Origin of the sequence: Streptococcus sp. OH4692_COT-348 (assembly GCF_003859975.1) — a bacterium.
Classification (GTDB): Bacteria; Bacillota; Bacilli; order Lactobacillales; family Streptococcaceae; genus Streptococcus.
The window spans coordinates 58,723-72,768 of sequence record NZ_RQZB01000002.1; the positions used below are offsets into that span (position 1 = coordinate 58,723).

Genomic DNA, 14,046 nt, shown 5'->3' on the forward strand with positions numbered 1-14,046 from the left:
AAGGAGAGACGATGCTAGCCATTGAAGAAAGCCAGAAGTTGACTTTATCAAATTTACCTAGTCTGAGCCTATTTACAGGGACAGATCAGGGTCAGTTTGAAGTTATGAAGAGTCAAGTATTGAAACAGATTGGTTATGATTCTGCCGATCTCAACTTTGCCTACTTTGATATAAAAGAAGTGGTCTACAAGGATGTGGAACTGGAGTTGGTCAGCCTTCCTTTCTTTGCGGATGAGAAAATCGTGATATTGGATCATTTTGTCGATATCACGACTGCTAAAAAGCGCTTTTTAACAGATGATGAGCTCAAGTCATTTGAGGAATACCTTGATAACCCTTCACCAACAACCAAGTTGTTGATCTTTGCAGAAGGAAAGTTGGATAGCAAAAGACGGTTGGTTAAATTACTTAAGCGTGATGCCAAGGTCTTTGATGCAGTAGAAGTAAAAGAACAAGAATTGAGCCAGTATTTCCAAAAGTGGAGTCAGAAACAAGGTCTGCAGTTTACCAAGAATTCTTTTGAAAATCTCCTCATCAAGTCGGGTTTTCAATTTAGCGAAATCCAGAAAAATCTCCTCTTTTTACAGTCCTATAAGGAAGACTCTGTTATCGAGGAAGATGATATTGTTAACGCAATTCCTAAGACCTTACAGGACAATATTTTTGATTTAACTCAGTTTATTCTGACTAAAAAGATGAACCAGGCGCGCGATTTGGTTAGAGATTTGACCTTGCAAGGGGAAGATGAAATCAAGTTGATTGCAGTCATGCTAGGACAATTTCGAACCTTTACTCAGGTGAAAATTTTGTCAGAGTCTGGGCAAACAGAATCGCAGATAGCAAGTAGTTTAGGTAGTTATCTAGGACGCACTCCTAATCCCTATCAGATTAAGTTTGCGCTGAGAGATTCACGAGGACTTTCCTTGAGCTTTTTGAAGCAAGCTATTTCCTATTTGATTGAGACAGACTATCAGATTAAGACAGGTCTTTATGAAAAAGGTTTCCTTTTTGAAAAGGCACTCTTACAGATTGCTAGTCAGGTAAATTAATCCTATTTCAAAAAATTTTTATCCCGCATCAGGATTATCTTGTCGTGGGTTTCTTGCTGATTTGCTTATTTTATACTCAATGAAAATCAAAGAGCAAACTAGGAAACTAGCCGCAGGTTGCTCAAAGCACTGCTTTGAGGTTGTAGATAAGACTGACGAAGACATATCTACGGCAAGGCGTAGCTGACGCGGTTTGAAGAGATTTTCGAAGAGTATTATTAGAAAGTATTTCAGTGATTTCTTCATCTATAAGCAAAAAACTTGAAAAAAGTGAATGTTTGCGTTATCATTTTCATATAGAAAGAAAAAGAGGTATTACAGATGGCTATTATCTTACCAGATCTTCCATATGCATACGACGCATTGGAACCATACATCGATGCGGAAACAATGCACTTGCACCATGACAAACACCATCAAACTTATGTCAACAATGCCAATGCAGCTCTTGAAAAACACCCTGAAATCGGTGAAGACCTTGAAGCCTTGCTTGCTAATGTAGAATCTATCCCAGCTGATATCCGTCAAGCGCTTATTAACAATGGTGGTGGACACTTGAACCATGCTCTTTTCTGGGAATTGATGACTCCTGAGAAAACAGCTCCTTCAGCAGAACTTGCAGCAGCAATCGATGCAACATTTGGTTCATTTGAAGAATTCCAAGCAGCCTTCACTGCAGCAGCAACAACTCGTTTCGGTTCTGGCTGGGCATGGTTGGTTGTTAACAAAGAAGGGAAGCTTGAAGTGACTTCAACAGCAAACCAAGACACACCAATCTCAGAAGGTAAAAAACCAATCTTGGGCTTGGACGTTTGGGAACATGCTTACTACGTGAAATACCGCAACGTGCGTCCTGACTACATCAAAGCTTTCTTCTCAGTAATCAACTGGAATAAAGTAGATGAATTGTATGCAGCTGCTAAATAATGGTATATGTAGGGAAGAATTGTTCTTCTCTTTTTTAGGTTATATTATTTTGGTCTGACAAATCGTCAGACTTTTTTCATTTTTATGAGAAACGTGCTAACTGCTAGAAATTATGGTAGAATAAAGTATTAAGTAATCGTGGAAAAAGGATATCTATGCGAAAAGAAATTGCACCTGAATTATACAACTATAACAAGTTTCCTGGTCCTGAGTTTCATTTACACGGGGACAAGGTCGAAACGGAAGGGATAGCTTTTTCCTTGGTGGAAAATAGCAAGGATGCCTTCGATGTGACGGCTTTTAATCAGCGTTTTTCAGAAGTTTTAACCAAGTTTGATTATATCGTGGGAGACTGGAGCAACGAACAGCTTCGTCTACGTGGTTTTTACAAGGATGAACGAACAGAAGAAAAACTTGAAAAAATCAGTCGTTTACAAGACTACCTTTTAGAGTATTGTAGTTATGGTTGTGCCTATTTTGTCCTAGAAAATGAAGCCCCTAAGCGAGCATCATTTGACAAGAAAATGCGTAAGAAGGAAGAAGAAACACCTTCTAGAAAAGGAAAGAAACCAGCTCAAACTAAACGAAAACCGAATGCAGATAAGAAAAGTAGACGTCGTCAGAAAGACCAGCATTCTCAGAAAGAGGACAAGGGGCAACGTCATTTTGTCATTCGTCAGAAGTGAGTAGAGAATAAGGAGAAGAAATGAAACCGTCAATTTATAGTTTAACACGTCAAACCATGCAGGAATGGGTATTGGAGCAGGGAGAAAAGAAATTCCGTGCAGATCAAATCTGGGAATGGCTCTATCGTAAACGTGTCCAGTCATTTGAAGAAATGACTAACCTTTCCAAGGATTTGATTGCTAAGCTCAATGAGCAGTTTGTGGTCAATCCCTTGAAACAACGTATTGTTCAAGAGTCTGCTGACGGTACGGTCAAATATCTCTTTGAATTACCTGATGGTATGTTAATTGAGACAGTACTTATGCGTCAGCACTATGGTTTGTCAGTCTGTGTGACCACTCAGGTCGGCTGTAATATCGGTTGTACCTTCTGTGCTTCTGGTTTGATTAAGAAGCAACGTGACCTCAATAATGGGGAAATTGTAGCCCAAATCATGCTGGTTCAGAAATACTTTGATGAGCGTGGTCAGGATGAACGCGTCAGCCATATCGTTGTCATGGGAATCGGTGAGCCCTTTGATAACTACAACAATGTCTTGAATTTCGTTCGTACTATCAATGATGACAAGGGAATGGCTATTGGTGCTCGTCACATCACGGTTTCAACTTCAGGTTTGGCCCATAAAATTCGTGATTTTGCTAATGAAGGAGTTCAGGTCAATCTTGCCGTTTCCCTTCACGCACCTAACAATAAATTGCGCTCAAGCATCATGAAGATTAACCGTGCCTTTCCGATTGAAAAACTCTTTGCTGCTATTGAGTACTACATCGAAACAACAAATCGTCGTGTGACCTTTGAGTATATCATGCTCAATGAAGTAAATGACGGTGTAGAACAAGCCTTGGAATTGGCTGAATTGCTCAAGAATATCAAGAAATTGTCTTATGTAAACTTGATTCCTTATAACCCAGTTAGTGAGCATGACCAATATAGCCGTAGTCCTAAAGAGCGCGTCCTGGCCTTCTATGATACGCTTAAGAAAAAAGGGGTCAACTGTGTTGTTCGTCAAGAACATGGTACTGATATTGATGCAGCTTGTGGACAATTGCGTTCTAATACAATGAAACGTGACCGCCAGAAAGCAGTCGCAGTAGTCAATCCTTAATGATGAAGAAAACTTATAATCATATTTTGGTCTGGGGAGTCATTTTCTATAGCATTTGTATCGTTTACTTTTGCTTTACTCCTCAAGAACATTCTCCCGTGGGAGTGGAAACTCCAGGTATTCAGCATCTTGGACGCCTGGTTTTTCTTTTGACTCCTTTCAATTCTCTCTGGAAACTGGGTGAAGTGAGTGACATAGGACAATTATGTTGGCTTTTTCTACAAAATATCCTCAATGTCTTCTTGCTTTTTCCTCTGATTTTCCAACTCCTTTATCTCCTTCCAAACTTGCGGAAAACAAGAAAAGTGATCTTTTTCAGTTTTCTTCTGAGCCTAGGAATTGAGTGTACGCAGTTAGTCTTAGATTTTTTCTTTGATTTTAATCGAGTCTTTGAGATTGATGATTTGTGGACCAATACCTTGGGTGGCTATATCGCTTGGCTCCTCTATAAACGATTACATAAAAACAAGATAAGGAATTAAAATGAGTATTTTAGAAGTTAAAAATCTGAGTCACGGTTTTGGTGACCGTGCAATTTTTGAAGATGTGTCCTTCCGTCTCCTCAAGGGAGAACATATCGGTCTGGTTGGTGCCAATGGTGAAGGAAAATCAACCTTTATGAGTATCGTGACTGGTAAAATGCTGCCAGATGAAGGGAAGGTTGAGTGGTCCAAATATGTGACTGCCGGTTACTTGGATCAGCACTCCGTCCTTGCTGAAGGGCAGTCGGTACGTGATGTTCTCCGTACAGCCTTTGATGAGCTTTTCAAAGCGGAAGTCCGTATCAATGACCTTTATATGGAAATGGCTGAAGATGGAGCGGATGTTGATGCTCTCATGGAAGAAGTGGGAGAACTCCAAGACCGTTTGGAGAGTCGTGATTTCTATACCTTGGATGCTAAAATTGACGAAGTAGCGCGTGCCCTTGGTGTTATGGACTTTGGCATGGATACAGATGTAACCTCTTTGTCAGGTGGGCAAAGAACCAAGGTACTTTTGGCTAAACTCCTCCTTGAAAAGCCTGATATCTTGCTGTTGGACGAGCCGACCAACTACTTGGATGCTGAGCATATTGATTGGCTCAAGCGCTATCTCCAAAACTATGAGAATGCCTTTGTCCTTATTTCGCATGATATTCCTTTCCTCAATGATGTTATCAATATCGTCTATCATGTGGAAAATCAACAGCTGACGCGTTACTCTGGTGACTACTACCAGTTCCAAGAAGTCTATGCCATGAAGAAATCTCAGCTAGAGGCTGCCTACGAACGTCAGCAGAAAGAGATTGCGGACCTCAAGGACTTCGTGGCTCGAAACAAAGCGCGTGTTGCAACACGAAACATGGCCATGTCTCGCCAAAAGAAATTGGATAAGATGGATATTATCGAGTTGCAAAGTGAGAAACCAAAGCCATCCTTTGATTTCAAACCGGCTCGTACGCCAGGGCGCTTTATCTTCCAAGCCAAGGATTTGCAAATTGGTTATGATCGTCCTCTGACAAAGCCTTTAAATCTTACCTTTGAACGCAATCAAAAGGTTGCTATTATCGGGGCAAATGGTATCGGGAAAACAACTCTCTTGAAGAGTCTCTTGGGAATTATCCCGCCAATCGCTGGGGAAGTGGAACGTGGTGACTACCTAGAACTCGGTTATTTTGAACAGGAAGTAGAAGGCGGTAATCGCCAAACACCACTAGAGGCTGTATGGAATGCCTTTCCAGCTCTCAACCAAGCTGAAGTCCGTGCAGCCCTTGCTCGTTGTGGTTTGACAACCAAGCATATTGAAAGCCAAATTCAGGTCTTGTCAGGTGGGGAACAAGCAAAAGTGCGTTTCTGTCTCTTGATGAATCGTGAAAACAACGTTTTAGTGCTGGACGAGCCAACCAACCACCTGGATGTGGATGCCAAGGATGAACTCAAACGTGCTCTTAAAGAATACAAGGGATCTATCCTTATGGTCTGCCACGAACCAGACTTTTATGAAGGCTGGATGGACCAAATCTGGGATTTTAATAATTTAACTTAGTAATGAGAGTAAAAGAAATACAGTACCGAATGTGGGTACTGTATTTTTTGTTTTTTAAGATTTAAAATCGTAGTCTTTCACCACTTCGATGCTATCGATAGTAATAGCAGTAGTTGGTTTGTCTTTTTCATCTTTTTCGGCTTTAGCAATTTTATCTACAACATCCATACCGTCAATCACTTGACCAAAGACTGGGTGTTTGCCATCTAGACTAGGGTTTCCACCTTCTTTGTAGGCATCGATAATTTTCTGTGGATACTTGCTTGTAGGGAGTTTAGCAGAGGTATCTGTAGAATTTTGGTTGATGAAGAACTGGCTACCATTGGTGTTTGGTTGACCAGTATTAGCCATAGAAAGAGCACCACGGATGTTATAGAGATAAGGAGTAATCTCGTTTTTGAAACCAGTTCCCTTGTCTTTAGTCTTATCCTTGTCATGCCAGATGGACTGACCACCTGTACCGTCCCCTTTTGGATCTCCAGTTTGAACCATGAAGCCATCGATGACACGGTGGAAGGTAATGCCGTTATAGTAGCCTTCTTTGGCATGAGTGAGGAAGTTTTCAACCGCTAGAGGAGCGAGTTTAGGGAAGAGTTTAATACGGATATCTCCTTGACTTGTGTGGAGAATCACTTCAGCCTCGTCTTCAGCAACTTCTTTAGATAGTTGTGGGAAATTGGCGTTTTCGTTTGTTAAAGCATCGTTTAACTCCTTGGTAGATTGGGCTGCTGCTTTGGAGCTTTCCTCAGCGGCCAAGCTAGAATCTACATAGTCATCACCACGCAAACTGCGTTGGATGCTACTACACCCAGCTAGGGCTACAGTTGATAGTAAAAGAAGGGTTGCTAGTTTTTTCATTCTGTTCCTCTCAAAAATTCATTTCTACCATTGTACCCTAAAAGGAAGGGGATTTCAAATGTTAGTGACAAGACAGTTTAAGAGGAAGCCAACCTGAAAGTCGCTTGTTTAGAGGTATCAATACCATAAGTGTACTCAAAGTATTTAGGGAACCAGATCTTAAGAAAGCTCGTAAAGCATCACAATTAGTAAAGGTTAATTCGAAAGAATTACTATATTTTAAAAGAGCACATTTTCAAAGGATTTTTTCTTTTGCCTTCAATTCCTAATTAATCAATGAACTTAATACTAGGTCTCGAAAAGAATTATGCTTCCTCTTTCTGTCTGAGTTCAAAGAGGTCTTCTACTTTCAGATTAAAAACTTGAGCAATTTTAAGAGCCATCTCCAGCGAAGGATTGTAACGGTTATTTTCCAAGTGCAGAATTGTCTCGCGTCGCATGCCGATGCGGTCGGCTAATTCCTGCTGGGTCATGCCTGTGGACTCACGAACAGATTTGAGATTAGTAATAATCTTGCTTTCTTTGGCCATGCTTATCCTCTACGTTCCAAGATAAAATAGACAACCGCAAAGATGAAAATCAAGGCAGCTATGCTAATAAATATCTGTCCCATGTAAAGAGTGAGAGACCCCATATACCCAATGATAACTGCTAGGATCATCAGTGCGCCTAGTATAAAAACAAACATCAAGCTAGCTGCCTTGGCTAAATTAGCATAAAAGCGTTCGTCCGGAGTTTCCTTGACATTTTTCAAGGAGAAAAAAACAAATACAATCACTTCAATAACGAGGCCAATTCCTAAAATCCATTCTTTAATACCAGAACTTTCGCTTGGGTTCGAAACCCAAATTCCTACTGTATAAAAAATGCTTGCTGCAAACACAAGTATCGCGTAAAGCTTAGCAGACAAGTCAAAAATAATCTTTCCCTTACCTTTCTGACTCTTATGAGGCCGTGGTTTCCTATGTAGCCAGCCCCAAATAGCTACAATTTGACCTAACACTGAAATACCAGTAATGACTAACTTGGGTTCCCAACTAAGATTAGAACCAAATAAAACAGTAAAATCAATAAAGAGAGCTACGGCAATCACTGCAATGAGGCCACGCATTTTTTGACTTTTTTTCATGATAGACTCCTTTTTTGTGTTATAAATATATAACACTTAAATTTATGTTATAAATATATCACATTTAAATTTGAAAAGCAAGAATTTATGTGCCAAGGTGGCAATTATTTGAAAAATTTTTTTAATAAAAGCCCTCGATAGTCAAACAACTAAAGAATTCTTTGAAGCAATGTATCGGATTTGATTTGTACAGTTTCGTTAATAATATTTGATGATAAAGAATTTTTGGAAAATCTAGATACTGTATGAATCTCTACTTTTTCTTAGACTATTATAAAGTCTTTCAGAATAAGCTTTGTAGGTGTAGAAGTTAATTTTTACAGAACTAAACTATTCCCCTATTTATAATCTATTGATTCATATTTTATGAAATTAATCAGTAGATATCGTTCTGAAAAGCCTTGATATTTCGCTTAGGAACAGGCTTGGGATTTAGGAGCCAAGCTTCGATATCACGATTTGGAGAGATATAGGACTTAACAGGGTAATATTTATAGATAGTATCAAAAGTAGTATTCATAAAGTTTCTCTTTCTAACTTATCCCAATTCGTCTACATATTTCTAAAAAATAAAAAAATTTAAGTTCTGTCAAGTTTTTTTCTTGACACCTCTTAGAAATCTGCTATAATAGAACATGTGCTAAATAGCTCAGCTATTTCACCGAACTAAAAAATAAAAGAAAAGAGATATTAAAAATGGCAGTTAAAATCCGTTTGACTCGTATGGGTTCTAAGAAAAAACCTTTCTACCGTATCAACGTAGCAGATTCACGTTCACCACGTGACGGACGTTTCATCGAAACAGTTGGAACTTACAACCCACTTGTTGCTGAAAACCAAGTAACTTTGAAAGAAGATCGCGTTCTTGCATGGTTGGCTGATGGAGCTCAACCTTCAGATACAGTTCGCAACATCCTTTCAAAAGAAGGTGTATTGAAGAAATTCCACGATTCTAAATTCTCAAAATAAGTTTAAAGTAGGTTGACAGATGGATACGATTGAAAATCTCATTATTGCGATTGTGAAACCCTTGATTTCACAACCAGATGCCTTAACTATCAAGATTGAAGATACACCAGAATTTTTGGAATATCATTTGGATCTTGATCAAAGCGATGTGGGTCGTGTAATCGGTCGTAAGGGTCGCACAATTTCTGCGATAAGAACGATTGTCTACTCTGTCCCAACTGAAGACAAAAAAGTAAGAATCGTTATTGACGAAAAATAAGAAGGGCGGGACGAATGTCTCGCTTTTTTTGCAAGGAGCAGGATATGAAGGATTTAACGTTTAGACAATTACAAGACTACTTACTGGAACATTACCAGCAGTCTCGGACTGAGGAAGGTCTTTTTATCAAGCTAGTGGAGGAAGTCGGAGAAGTAGCTGAGGTTTTGAATGGTCGCTCTGGTCGAAAAGATGGGGTTCAAGATTCTAACGAGGAACTAGCAAAAGAACTGGCTGATATCATTCACTACACTGTCGCAATTGCGGCCATCAACGACATAGATCTAACCAAGACCATTTTTGAAAAAGACAAAAAGGCGGCTATCAAATATCAGCATGAACGAGATTTGGAAGGATTTTTGAAGGGGGACCTCTAAGACGATAAGAAATCAATTTTTTACTAATAAAGAGGGTATTAGTAAATATAAGAAAGATAAAGCAAGGAAAGTGGCGGATTATACTATCAAAGTGAGGAATCTCCAAGAGGCAGGTAAGCTAGAACTTGTGAGACAAGAACGAGAAAAGCAGGTCAGCATAGCTGCCTCCTTTATAGGCAACGAGAAAGCATTTATCAACTTGAAAGAGTGATAGTAGGCATAAAATACTAATCCTAGAAATAGCATCTAGGATTCTACTATGCTACAATGGAAAGACAGTCTCAACGAATTATAGTCAATCAATCTTGAGAATAGCTATTTTTAAAAGGAGTAACAATCTATGAACGAGAAAACAAAAGCTTACCTAGCAGCCTTATCCTTTTCAGCAATCATTGGATTTTCTTTTTTATTTACTAAGATTGCTTTAGGCTATGCCAGTCCTCTTACAAACTTAGCGCATCGCTATACAATCGCAGCTTTAGTAATGGTCGTTCTTCATCAAACCAAACTTATCAAAGTGAGTTTAAGTAGAATAGATATTCTTTCTATTCTTCCTATGAGTCTTTTCTATCCGCTTTTCTTTTTTATTTTTCAATCCTTTGCTTTACAGTATATATCGTCTTCTGAAGCTGGAATTTTACAGGCTCTTGTTCCGATTTTTACGCTCCTTTTAGCATCGACCTTTCTCAAGGAAAAGACAAGCTTGCTTCAAAAGTTCTTTTTATTTTTATCCGTAGCAGGAGTAGTTTTCATCTTCCTTAGTAAAGGAGCTAACTTTGGTACTGAGACTGCTAGCTTTGGCTTTCTCTTGATGTTGGGATCTGTTCTCGCCAATGCAATAAACAATATCCTCAGCAAGTCCAAAGGAGGACGCTATCGGGCTATGGATATGACAGCTATTGTGATATTTGTTGGCTTCGTCACCTTTAATACGCTGAGTCTGACCTCGCACTATCTAGATGGCAATATATTAGCTTACGTTGCACCGCTCGGACAGCTTCCTTATCTACTTTCTATGCTCTATTTGGGAATTCTAGCCTCTATAGTGACTGGTAGTCTCTCTATCTATGCTATTGTTCGACTTGGAGCATCAACCGTCAGTGTCTTTGGTAATCTTGGAACAGTTTTGACCATTCTAGCCGGAGCCCTTATCCTCCACGAACCAATTTATAGCTACCATGTCATCGGAGCAACTTTGATTATTGCTGGAATTTTAGGCATGAATCTGATGAGAAGAAAGTAAAGATTGCTTAGCAGTCTTTTTCTTAATCTAAATGATACAGAAAATTCAAAATTTTTAATGGAATTAAGTTTAGAAAATGATGATTTTAATATAGCATGATAAAATAGATAAAAAGAATAATACTAGGATAAAGAAGAGAGAGTTTAGAAATGAAGCAAAATGATATAGCTGAAGCTATTGCTTTTTATAACAGAAAACCTGAGACTTTGGTACGTCACGTTATACCAGTCGTAGATTGTGATTTGGTTGTTTATCATCGTCATGGAAATACAAATAAAGGCCACATTATTTTTTATCATGGAGCTTGTGGCCGTAGTCAGATGTGGGCCCACCAGTATGATGCCTTTGAAGGATTTGACCTCTACTTTGTCAATGTTAGAGGACAGGGGGAATCACCTATGAAAGTTGGCCTACCTGACCTGGAAGGCGCTGTTCAAGATGTAGATGCTATTTTATCCTATTTCCAGCTAGATAAGGTGGTATTGGTTGGTCATTCTTGGGGAGGAAATCCACTTCAAGAGTACACCTATCGCCATCCAGAAAGAGTCCTAGCCTTGGTCATGGTAGATAGTTGGGGACAACATCGTTACCTATCAGATAAAGAGAGAAATCGCATAAAATATAGTTCTCTTATGTATAAAACGATTCCTTGGAAGATGATTGCTGATAAAAACTCAAAAATGTGTAGTGATAACCCTATCACAAGAGAATTGGTCAAGACGGCCATCAAAGAAACTGGGCGAGATGTTTTCTTGAACCTTGGAATCACAGGTTTTTTGGCTGTCCATGAGATAGAGGGTTATCATGGAAATCCTCCTATGCTATTAGTAAGAGGCGAAAATGATTTTCCCAAACACCTAAAAATGATTTACGATGGTATCATTGCCTTAAATCCCAATGCGCGTCAAGTAACGATTTCAGATAGTAAACACCAACCGATGAATGATCATCCTGAAGAGTTTAATCAGATAATTGGTGAATTCTTTGAAGAAGTAGTAGCTCTGTAAGATGAGATTTATCCAACTTGAGAAAATCCTTGGAACGTGATAAAATAAAGGATAGAAATAGACTACAGGAGACAAGATGAACTACTTTAATGTTGGGAAAATCGTCAATACGCAGGGGTTGCAGGGTGAGATGCGAGTCTTGTCTGTGACGGATTTTGCAGAAGAACGGTTTAAAAAAGGGGCTGAGCTAGCCTTATTTGATGAAAAAGATCAGTTTGTCCAAACAGTGACTATCGCTAGTCACCGTAAACAGAAGAACTTTGACATTATTAAATTCAAAGATATGTACCATATCAATGCTATTGAAAAGTACAAGGGATACAGTCTCAAGGTCGCTGAGGAAGATTTAAACGATTTAGATGATGGTGAATTCTACTATCACGAGATTATCGGTTTGGAAGTCTATGAGGGTGATAACTTGATTGGAACTATCAAGGAAATCCTACAACCAGGTGCCAACGATGTCTGGGTAGTCAAGCGAAAAGGCAAACGTGACTTGCTTTTACCTTATATTCCACCAGTGGTTCTCAATGTTGATATTCCGAATAACCGGGTCGATGTGGAAATCTTAGAAGGGTTAGACGATGAAGATTGATATTTTAACCCTCTTTCCAGAGATGTTCTCTCCACTGGAGCACTCAATCGTTGGAAAGGCTCGAGAAAAAGGGCTCTTGGATATCCAGTATCATAATTTCCGAGAAAATGCTGAAAAGGCCCGCCATGTAGACGATGAGCCCTATGGAGGCGGTCAGGGGATGTTGCTCCGAGCCCAACCCATTTTCGATGCCTTTGACGCTATTGAAAAGAAAAATCCGCGCGTCATTCTCTTAGACCCAGCTGGCAAGCAGTTTGATCAGGCTTACGCTGAAGATTTGGCTCAAGAAGAGGAACTGATCTTTATCTGCGGTCACTACGAAGGGTATGATGAGCGTATTAAGACCTTGGTGACAGATGAGATCTCCATAGGCGACTATGTCTTGACTGGTGGAGAGTTGGCGGCTATGACCATGATTGATGCTACGGTACGCCTGATTCCAGAAGTGATTGGCAAGGAGTCTAGCCACCAAGATGATAGTTTTTCTTCAGGCCTTCTTGAATACCCTCAGTACACACGTCCCTATGATTATCGAGGCATGGTTGTCCCAGATGTACTGATGAGTGGACACCATGAAAAGATTCGTCAGTGGCGTCTGTATGAGAGTTTAAAGAAAACCTATGAACGCAGACCGGATTTGCTTGAACATTATCAACTGACAGTAGAAGAAGAAAAAATGCTGGCAGAAATCAAAGAAAACAAAGAATAAAGGAGAAACCTATGCAAGTAATCAAACGTGATGGAGAAATTGCTGAATTTAATCCAGATAAGATTTACCAAGCTATCTTAAAGGCAGCCCAGACTGTCTATGTATTGACAGATGATTTGCGTCAAAACCTTGCACAAGTCACTAAGAAAGTGGTTTTGGATTTGGAAGAAGCCAAGGTGGAACGTGCTACCATTAGCATGATTCAGTCTTTGGTTGAGCATCGTTTATTGGGTGCAGGTTACATTACCATTGCAGAACACTACATTTCCTATCGTCTACAACGTGACTTAGAAAGAAGTGGTTATGGAGACCATATCGCTGTTCATTTACATTTTGAACAAATTCGCTAAGAAAAAGAGTGGGATGAAGCAACTACATCTCACTCTTTCTTAAATCTATTTTTTTGAGCTGTTTGGACAGTTGAAGGGACAAATCGCAGGCGTTGAATATCGCTTATGCGGATAATACGACTGACATTTTTAGCAAAATTTTTCACGATAATTTGCTGGCGTTGCTGATCGTATTTGATGATGTCACCTGTAAAGCTTGTCTCAGACAAGATAAGGTGAACAGCAGTTTGTTTCTGGATAGCCTCTTCAATAGTGGCTGTAAGGGAGTTGCTTTCAGTATGGTCAGGTTGGTCATGTCCATTTAAAAAGTCATGTATTTTATCTAGAACTTGCTGGAATTTATGTCTCATATTGGCCTCCCTTCTTTTATATCAATATTATATAAAATTTTCCTAAAATCTACAAGATTTTACGAATAAACTAATGAAAGCTAAAAAAAGAGAAGAAAATGGCAGAATTTACATTTGAAATCGAAGAGCACTTGTTGACTCTTTCTGAAAATGAAAAAGGTTGGACTAAGGAAATCAACCGTGTGAGCTTTAATGGTGCCCCTGCAAAGTTTGATATTCGTGCTTGGAGTCCAGACCATACTAAAATGGGCAAAGGGATTACTCTCTCCAATGAAGAATTTCAAACGATGGTGGATGCCTTTAAAGGTAACTAATACTTAATGAAAATCAAAGAGCAAACTAGGAAGCTAGCCGTAGGCAGTACTTGAGTACGGCAAGGCGAAGCTGACGTGGTTTGAATTTGATTTTCG

The 14,046-nt window shown here is 39.4% G+C and carries 20 protein-coding genes; 15 read left to right on the forward strand and 5 right to left on the reverse strand.

Features of this window, described 5'->3' with window-relative positions:
- The first annotated feature begins 11 nt into the window (after positions 1-11).
- The 6 genes from holA to EII37_RS01165 all read left to right on the forward strand — a co-directional run bounded on the left by holA (position 12) and on the right by EII37_RS01165 (position 5,793).
- On the forward strand, positions 12-1,049 hold the full coding sequence (gene holA, locus EII37_RS01140) for a DNA polymerase III subunit delta (RefSeq protein WP_124787315.1): 1,038 nt from the start codon (positions 12-14) through the stop codon (positions 1,047-1,049).
- Between the two features lie 321 nt (positions 1,050-1,370).
- Positions 1,371-1,976, forward strand: a complete 606-nt coding sequence (gene sodA, locus EII37_RS01145; protein ID WP_061586884.1) for a superoxide dismutase SodA — start codon at positions 1,371-1,373, stop codon at positions 1,974-1,976.
- Positions 1,977-2,131: 155 nt separating this feature from the next.
- On the forward strand, positions 2,132-2,662 hold the full coding sequence (locus tag EII37_RS01150; protein WP_084928632.1) for a YutD family protein: 531 nt from the start codon (positions 2,132-2,134) through the stop codon (positions 2,660-2,662).
- 20 nt (positions 2,663-2,682) lie between these two features.
- A complete protein-coding gene (gene rlmN, locus EII37_RS01155) occupies positions 2,683-3,768 on the forward strand; it encodes a 23S rRNA (adenine(2503)-C(2))-methyltransferase RlmN (protein ID WP_084928631.1) in 1,086 nt (361 codons plus the stop codon).
- Positions 3,768-4,250 (forward strand): VanZ family protein, encoded by a 483-nt coding sequence (locus EII37_RS01160; RefSeq protein WP_084928630.1) that lies wholly within the window; start codon positions 3,768-3,770, stop codon positions 4,248-4,250. The genes rlmN and EII37_RS01160 overlap by 1 nt, the downstream gene beginning before the upstream one ends.
- Before the next feature lies 1 nt (position 4,251).
- Positions 4,252-5,793, forward strand: a complete 1,542-nt coding sequence (locus EII37_RS01165; RefSeq protein ID WP_000025383.1) for an ABC-F family ATP-binding cassette domain-containing protein — start codon at positions 4,252-4,254, stop codon at positions 5,791-5,793.
- A gap of 54 nt (positions 5,794-5,847) precedes the next feature.
- Here EII37_RS01165 and EII37_RS01170 read toward each other — a convergent pair whose 3' ends face one another.
- From EII37_RS01170 to EII37_RS11080, 4 genes are all read right to left on the reverse strand, one after another.
- The gene (locus EII37_RS01170) at positions 5,848-6,651 is read right to left on the reverse strand and encodes a peptidylprolyl isomerase (protein ID WP_124787316.1); all 804 of its coding nucleotides are present in this window, start codon (positions 6,649-6,651) and stop codon (positions 5,848-5,850) included.
- Positions 6,652-6,956: 305 nt separating this feature from the next.
- Positions 6,957-7,181, reverse strand: a complete 225-nt coding sequence (locus EII37_RS01175; RefSeq protein ID WP_001041099.1) for a helix-turn-helix transcriptional regulator — start codon at positions 7,179-7,181, stop codon at positions 6,957-6,959.
- Positions 7,182-7,183: 2 nt separating this feature from the next.
- Positions 7,184-7,780 (reverse strand): DUF3796 domain-containing protein, encoded by a 597-nt coding sequence (locus EII37_RS01180; protein ID WP_124787317.1) that lies wholly within the window; start codon positions 7,778-7,780, stop codon positions 7,184-7,186.
- 376 nt (positions 7,781-8,156) lie between these two features.
- Complete coding sequence (locus EII37_RS11080; protein WP_185695933.1) at positions 8,157-8,300, reverse strand: hypothetical protein; 144 nt, start codon at positions 8,298-8,300, stop codon at positions 8,157-8,159.
- Between the two features lie 176 nt (positions 8,301-8,476).
- Between EII37_RS11080 and rpsP the strand changes: the two genes are divergently transcribed.
- From rpsP to EII37_RS01220, 8 genes are all read left to right on the forward strand, one after another.
- Positions 8,477-8,749: a 30S ribosomal protein S16 gene (rpsP, locus tag EII37_RS01185; protein ID WP_000268760.1), complete on the forward strand. Its 273-nt coding sequence runs from the start codon at positions 8,477-8,479 to the stop codon at positions 8,747-8,749.
- Between the two features lie 19 nt (positions 8,750-8,768).
- A complete protein-coding gene (gene kphA / locus EII37_RS01190; RefSeq protein ID WP_000379617.1) occupies positions 8,769-9,008 on the forward strand; it encodes an RNA-binding protein KphA in 240 nt (79 codons plus the stop codon).
- A 44-nt stretch (positions 9,009-9,052) separates the two neighbouring features.
- Complete coding sequence (locus tag EII37_RS01195) at positions 9,053-9,382, forward strand: MazG nucleotide pyrophosphohydrolase domain-containing protein (RefSeq protein ID WP_124787318.1); 330 nt, start codon at positions 9,053-9,055, stop codon at positions 9,380-9,382.
- Positions 9,383-9,722: 340 nt separating this feature from the next.
- Positions 9,723-10,625, forward strand: coding sequence for a DMT family transporter (locus EII37_RS01200; protein ID WP_124787319.1), 903 nt, complete (start codon positions 9,723-9,725; stop codon positions 10,623-10,625).
- Between the two features lie 149 nt (positions 10,626-10,774).
- Positions 10,775-11,632: an alpha/beta fold hydrolase gene (locus EII37_RS01205; RefSeq protein ID WP_124787320.1), complete on the forward strand. Its 858-nt coding sequence runs from the start codon at positions 10,775-10,777 to the stop codon at positions 11,630-11,632.
- 76 nt (positions 11,633-11,708) lie between these two features.
- Complete coding sequence (gene rimM / locus EII37_RS01210) at positions 11,709-12,227, forward strand: ribosome maturation factor RimM (RefSeq protein ID WP_001105892.1); 519 nt, start codon at positions 11,709-11,711, stop codon at positions 12,225-12,227.
- Entirely contained in the window at positions 12,217-12,936 is a 720-nt protein-coding gene (gene trmD / locus EII37_RS01215; RefSeq protein ID WP_124787321.1) for a tRNA (guanosine(37)-N1)-methyltransferase TrmD, read from the forward strand. The genes rimM and trmD overlap by 11 nt, the downstream gene beginning before the upstream one ends.
- A gap of 11 nt (positions 12,937-12,947) precedes the next feature.
- Complete coding sequence (locus EII37_RS01220) at positions 12,948-13,286, forward strand: ATP cone domain-containing protein (RefSeq protein WP_001196038.1); 339 nt, start codon at positions 12,948-12,950, stop codon at positions 13,284-13,286.
- A gap of 29 nt (positions 13,287-13,315) precedes the next feature.
- Here the strand turns inward: EII37_RS01220 and EII37_RS01225 are convergent, their stop codons facing one another.
- Positions 13,316-13,636 carry a hypothetical protein gene (locus EII37_RS01225; RefSeq protein WP_042901198.1) on the reverse strand — a complete coding sequence of 107 codons (321 nt, stop codon included), beginning with the start codon at positions 13,634-13,636 and terminating at the stop codon, positions 13,316-13,318.
- A 98-nt stretch (positions 13,637-13,734) separates the two neighbouring features.
- Between EII37_RS01225 and EII37_RS01230 the strand changes: the two genes are divergently transcribed.
- Complete coding sequence (locus EII37_RS01230; RefSeq protein WP_000807422.1) at positions 13,735-13,950, forward strand: YdbC family protein; 216 nt, start codon at positions 13,735-13,737, stop codon at positions 13,948-13,950.
- Positions 13,951-14,046: the final 96 nt, after the last annotated feature.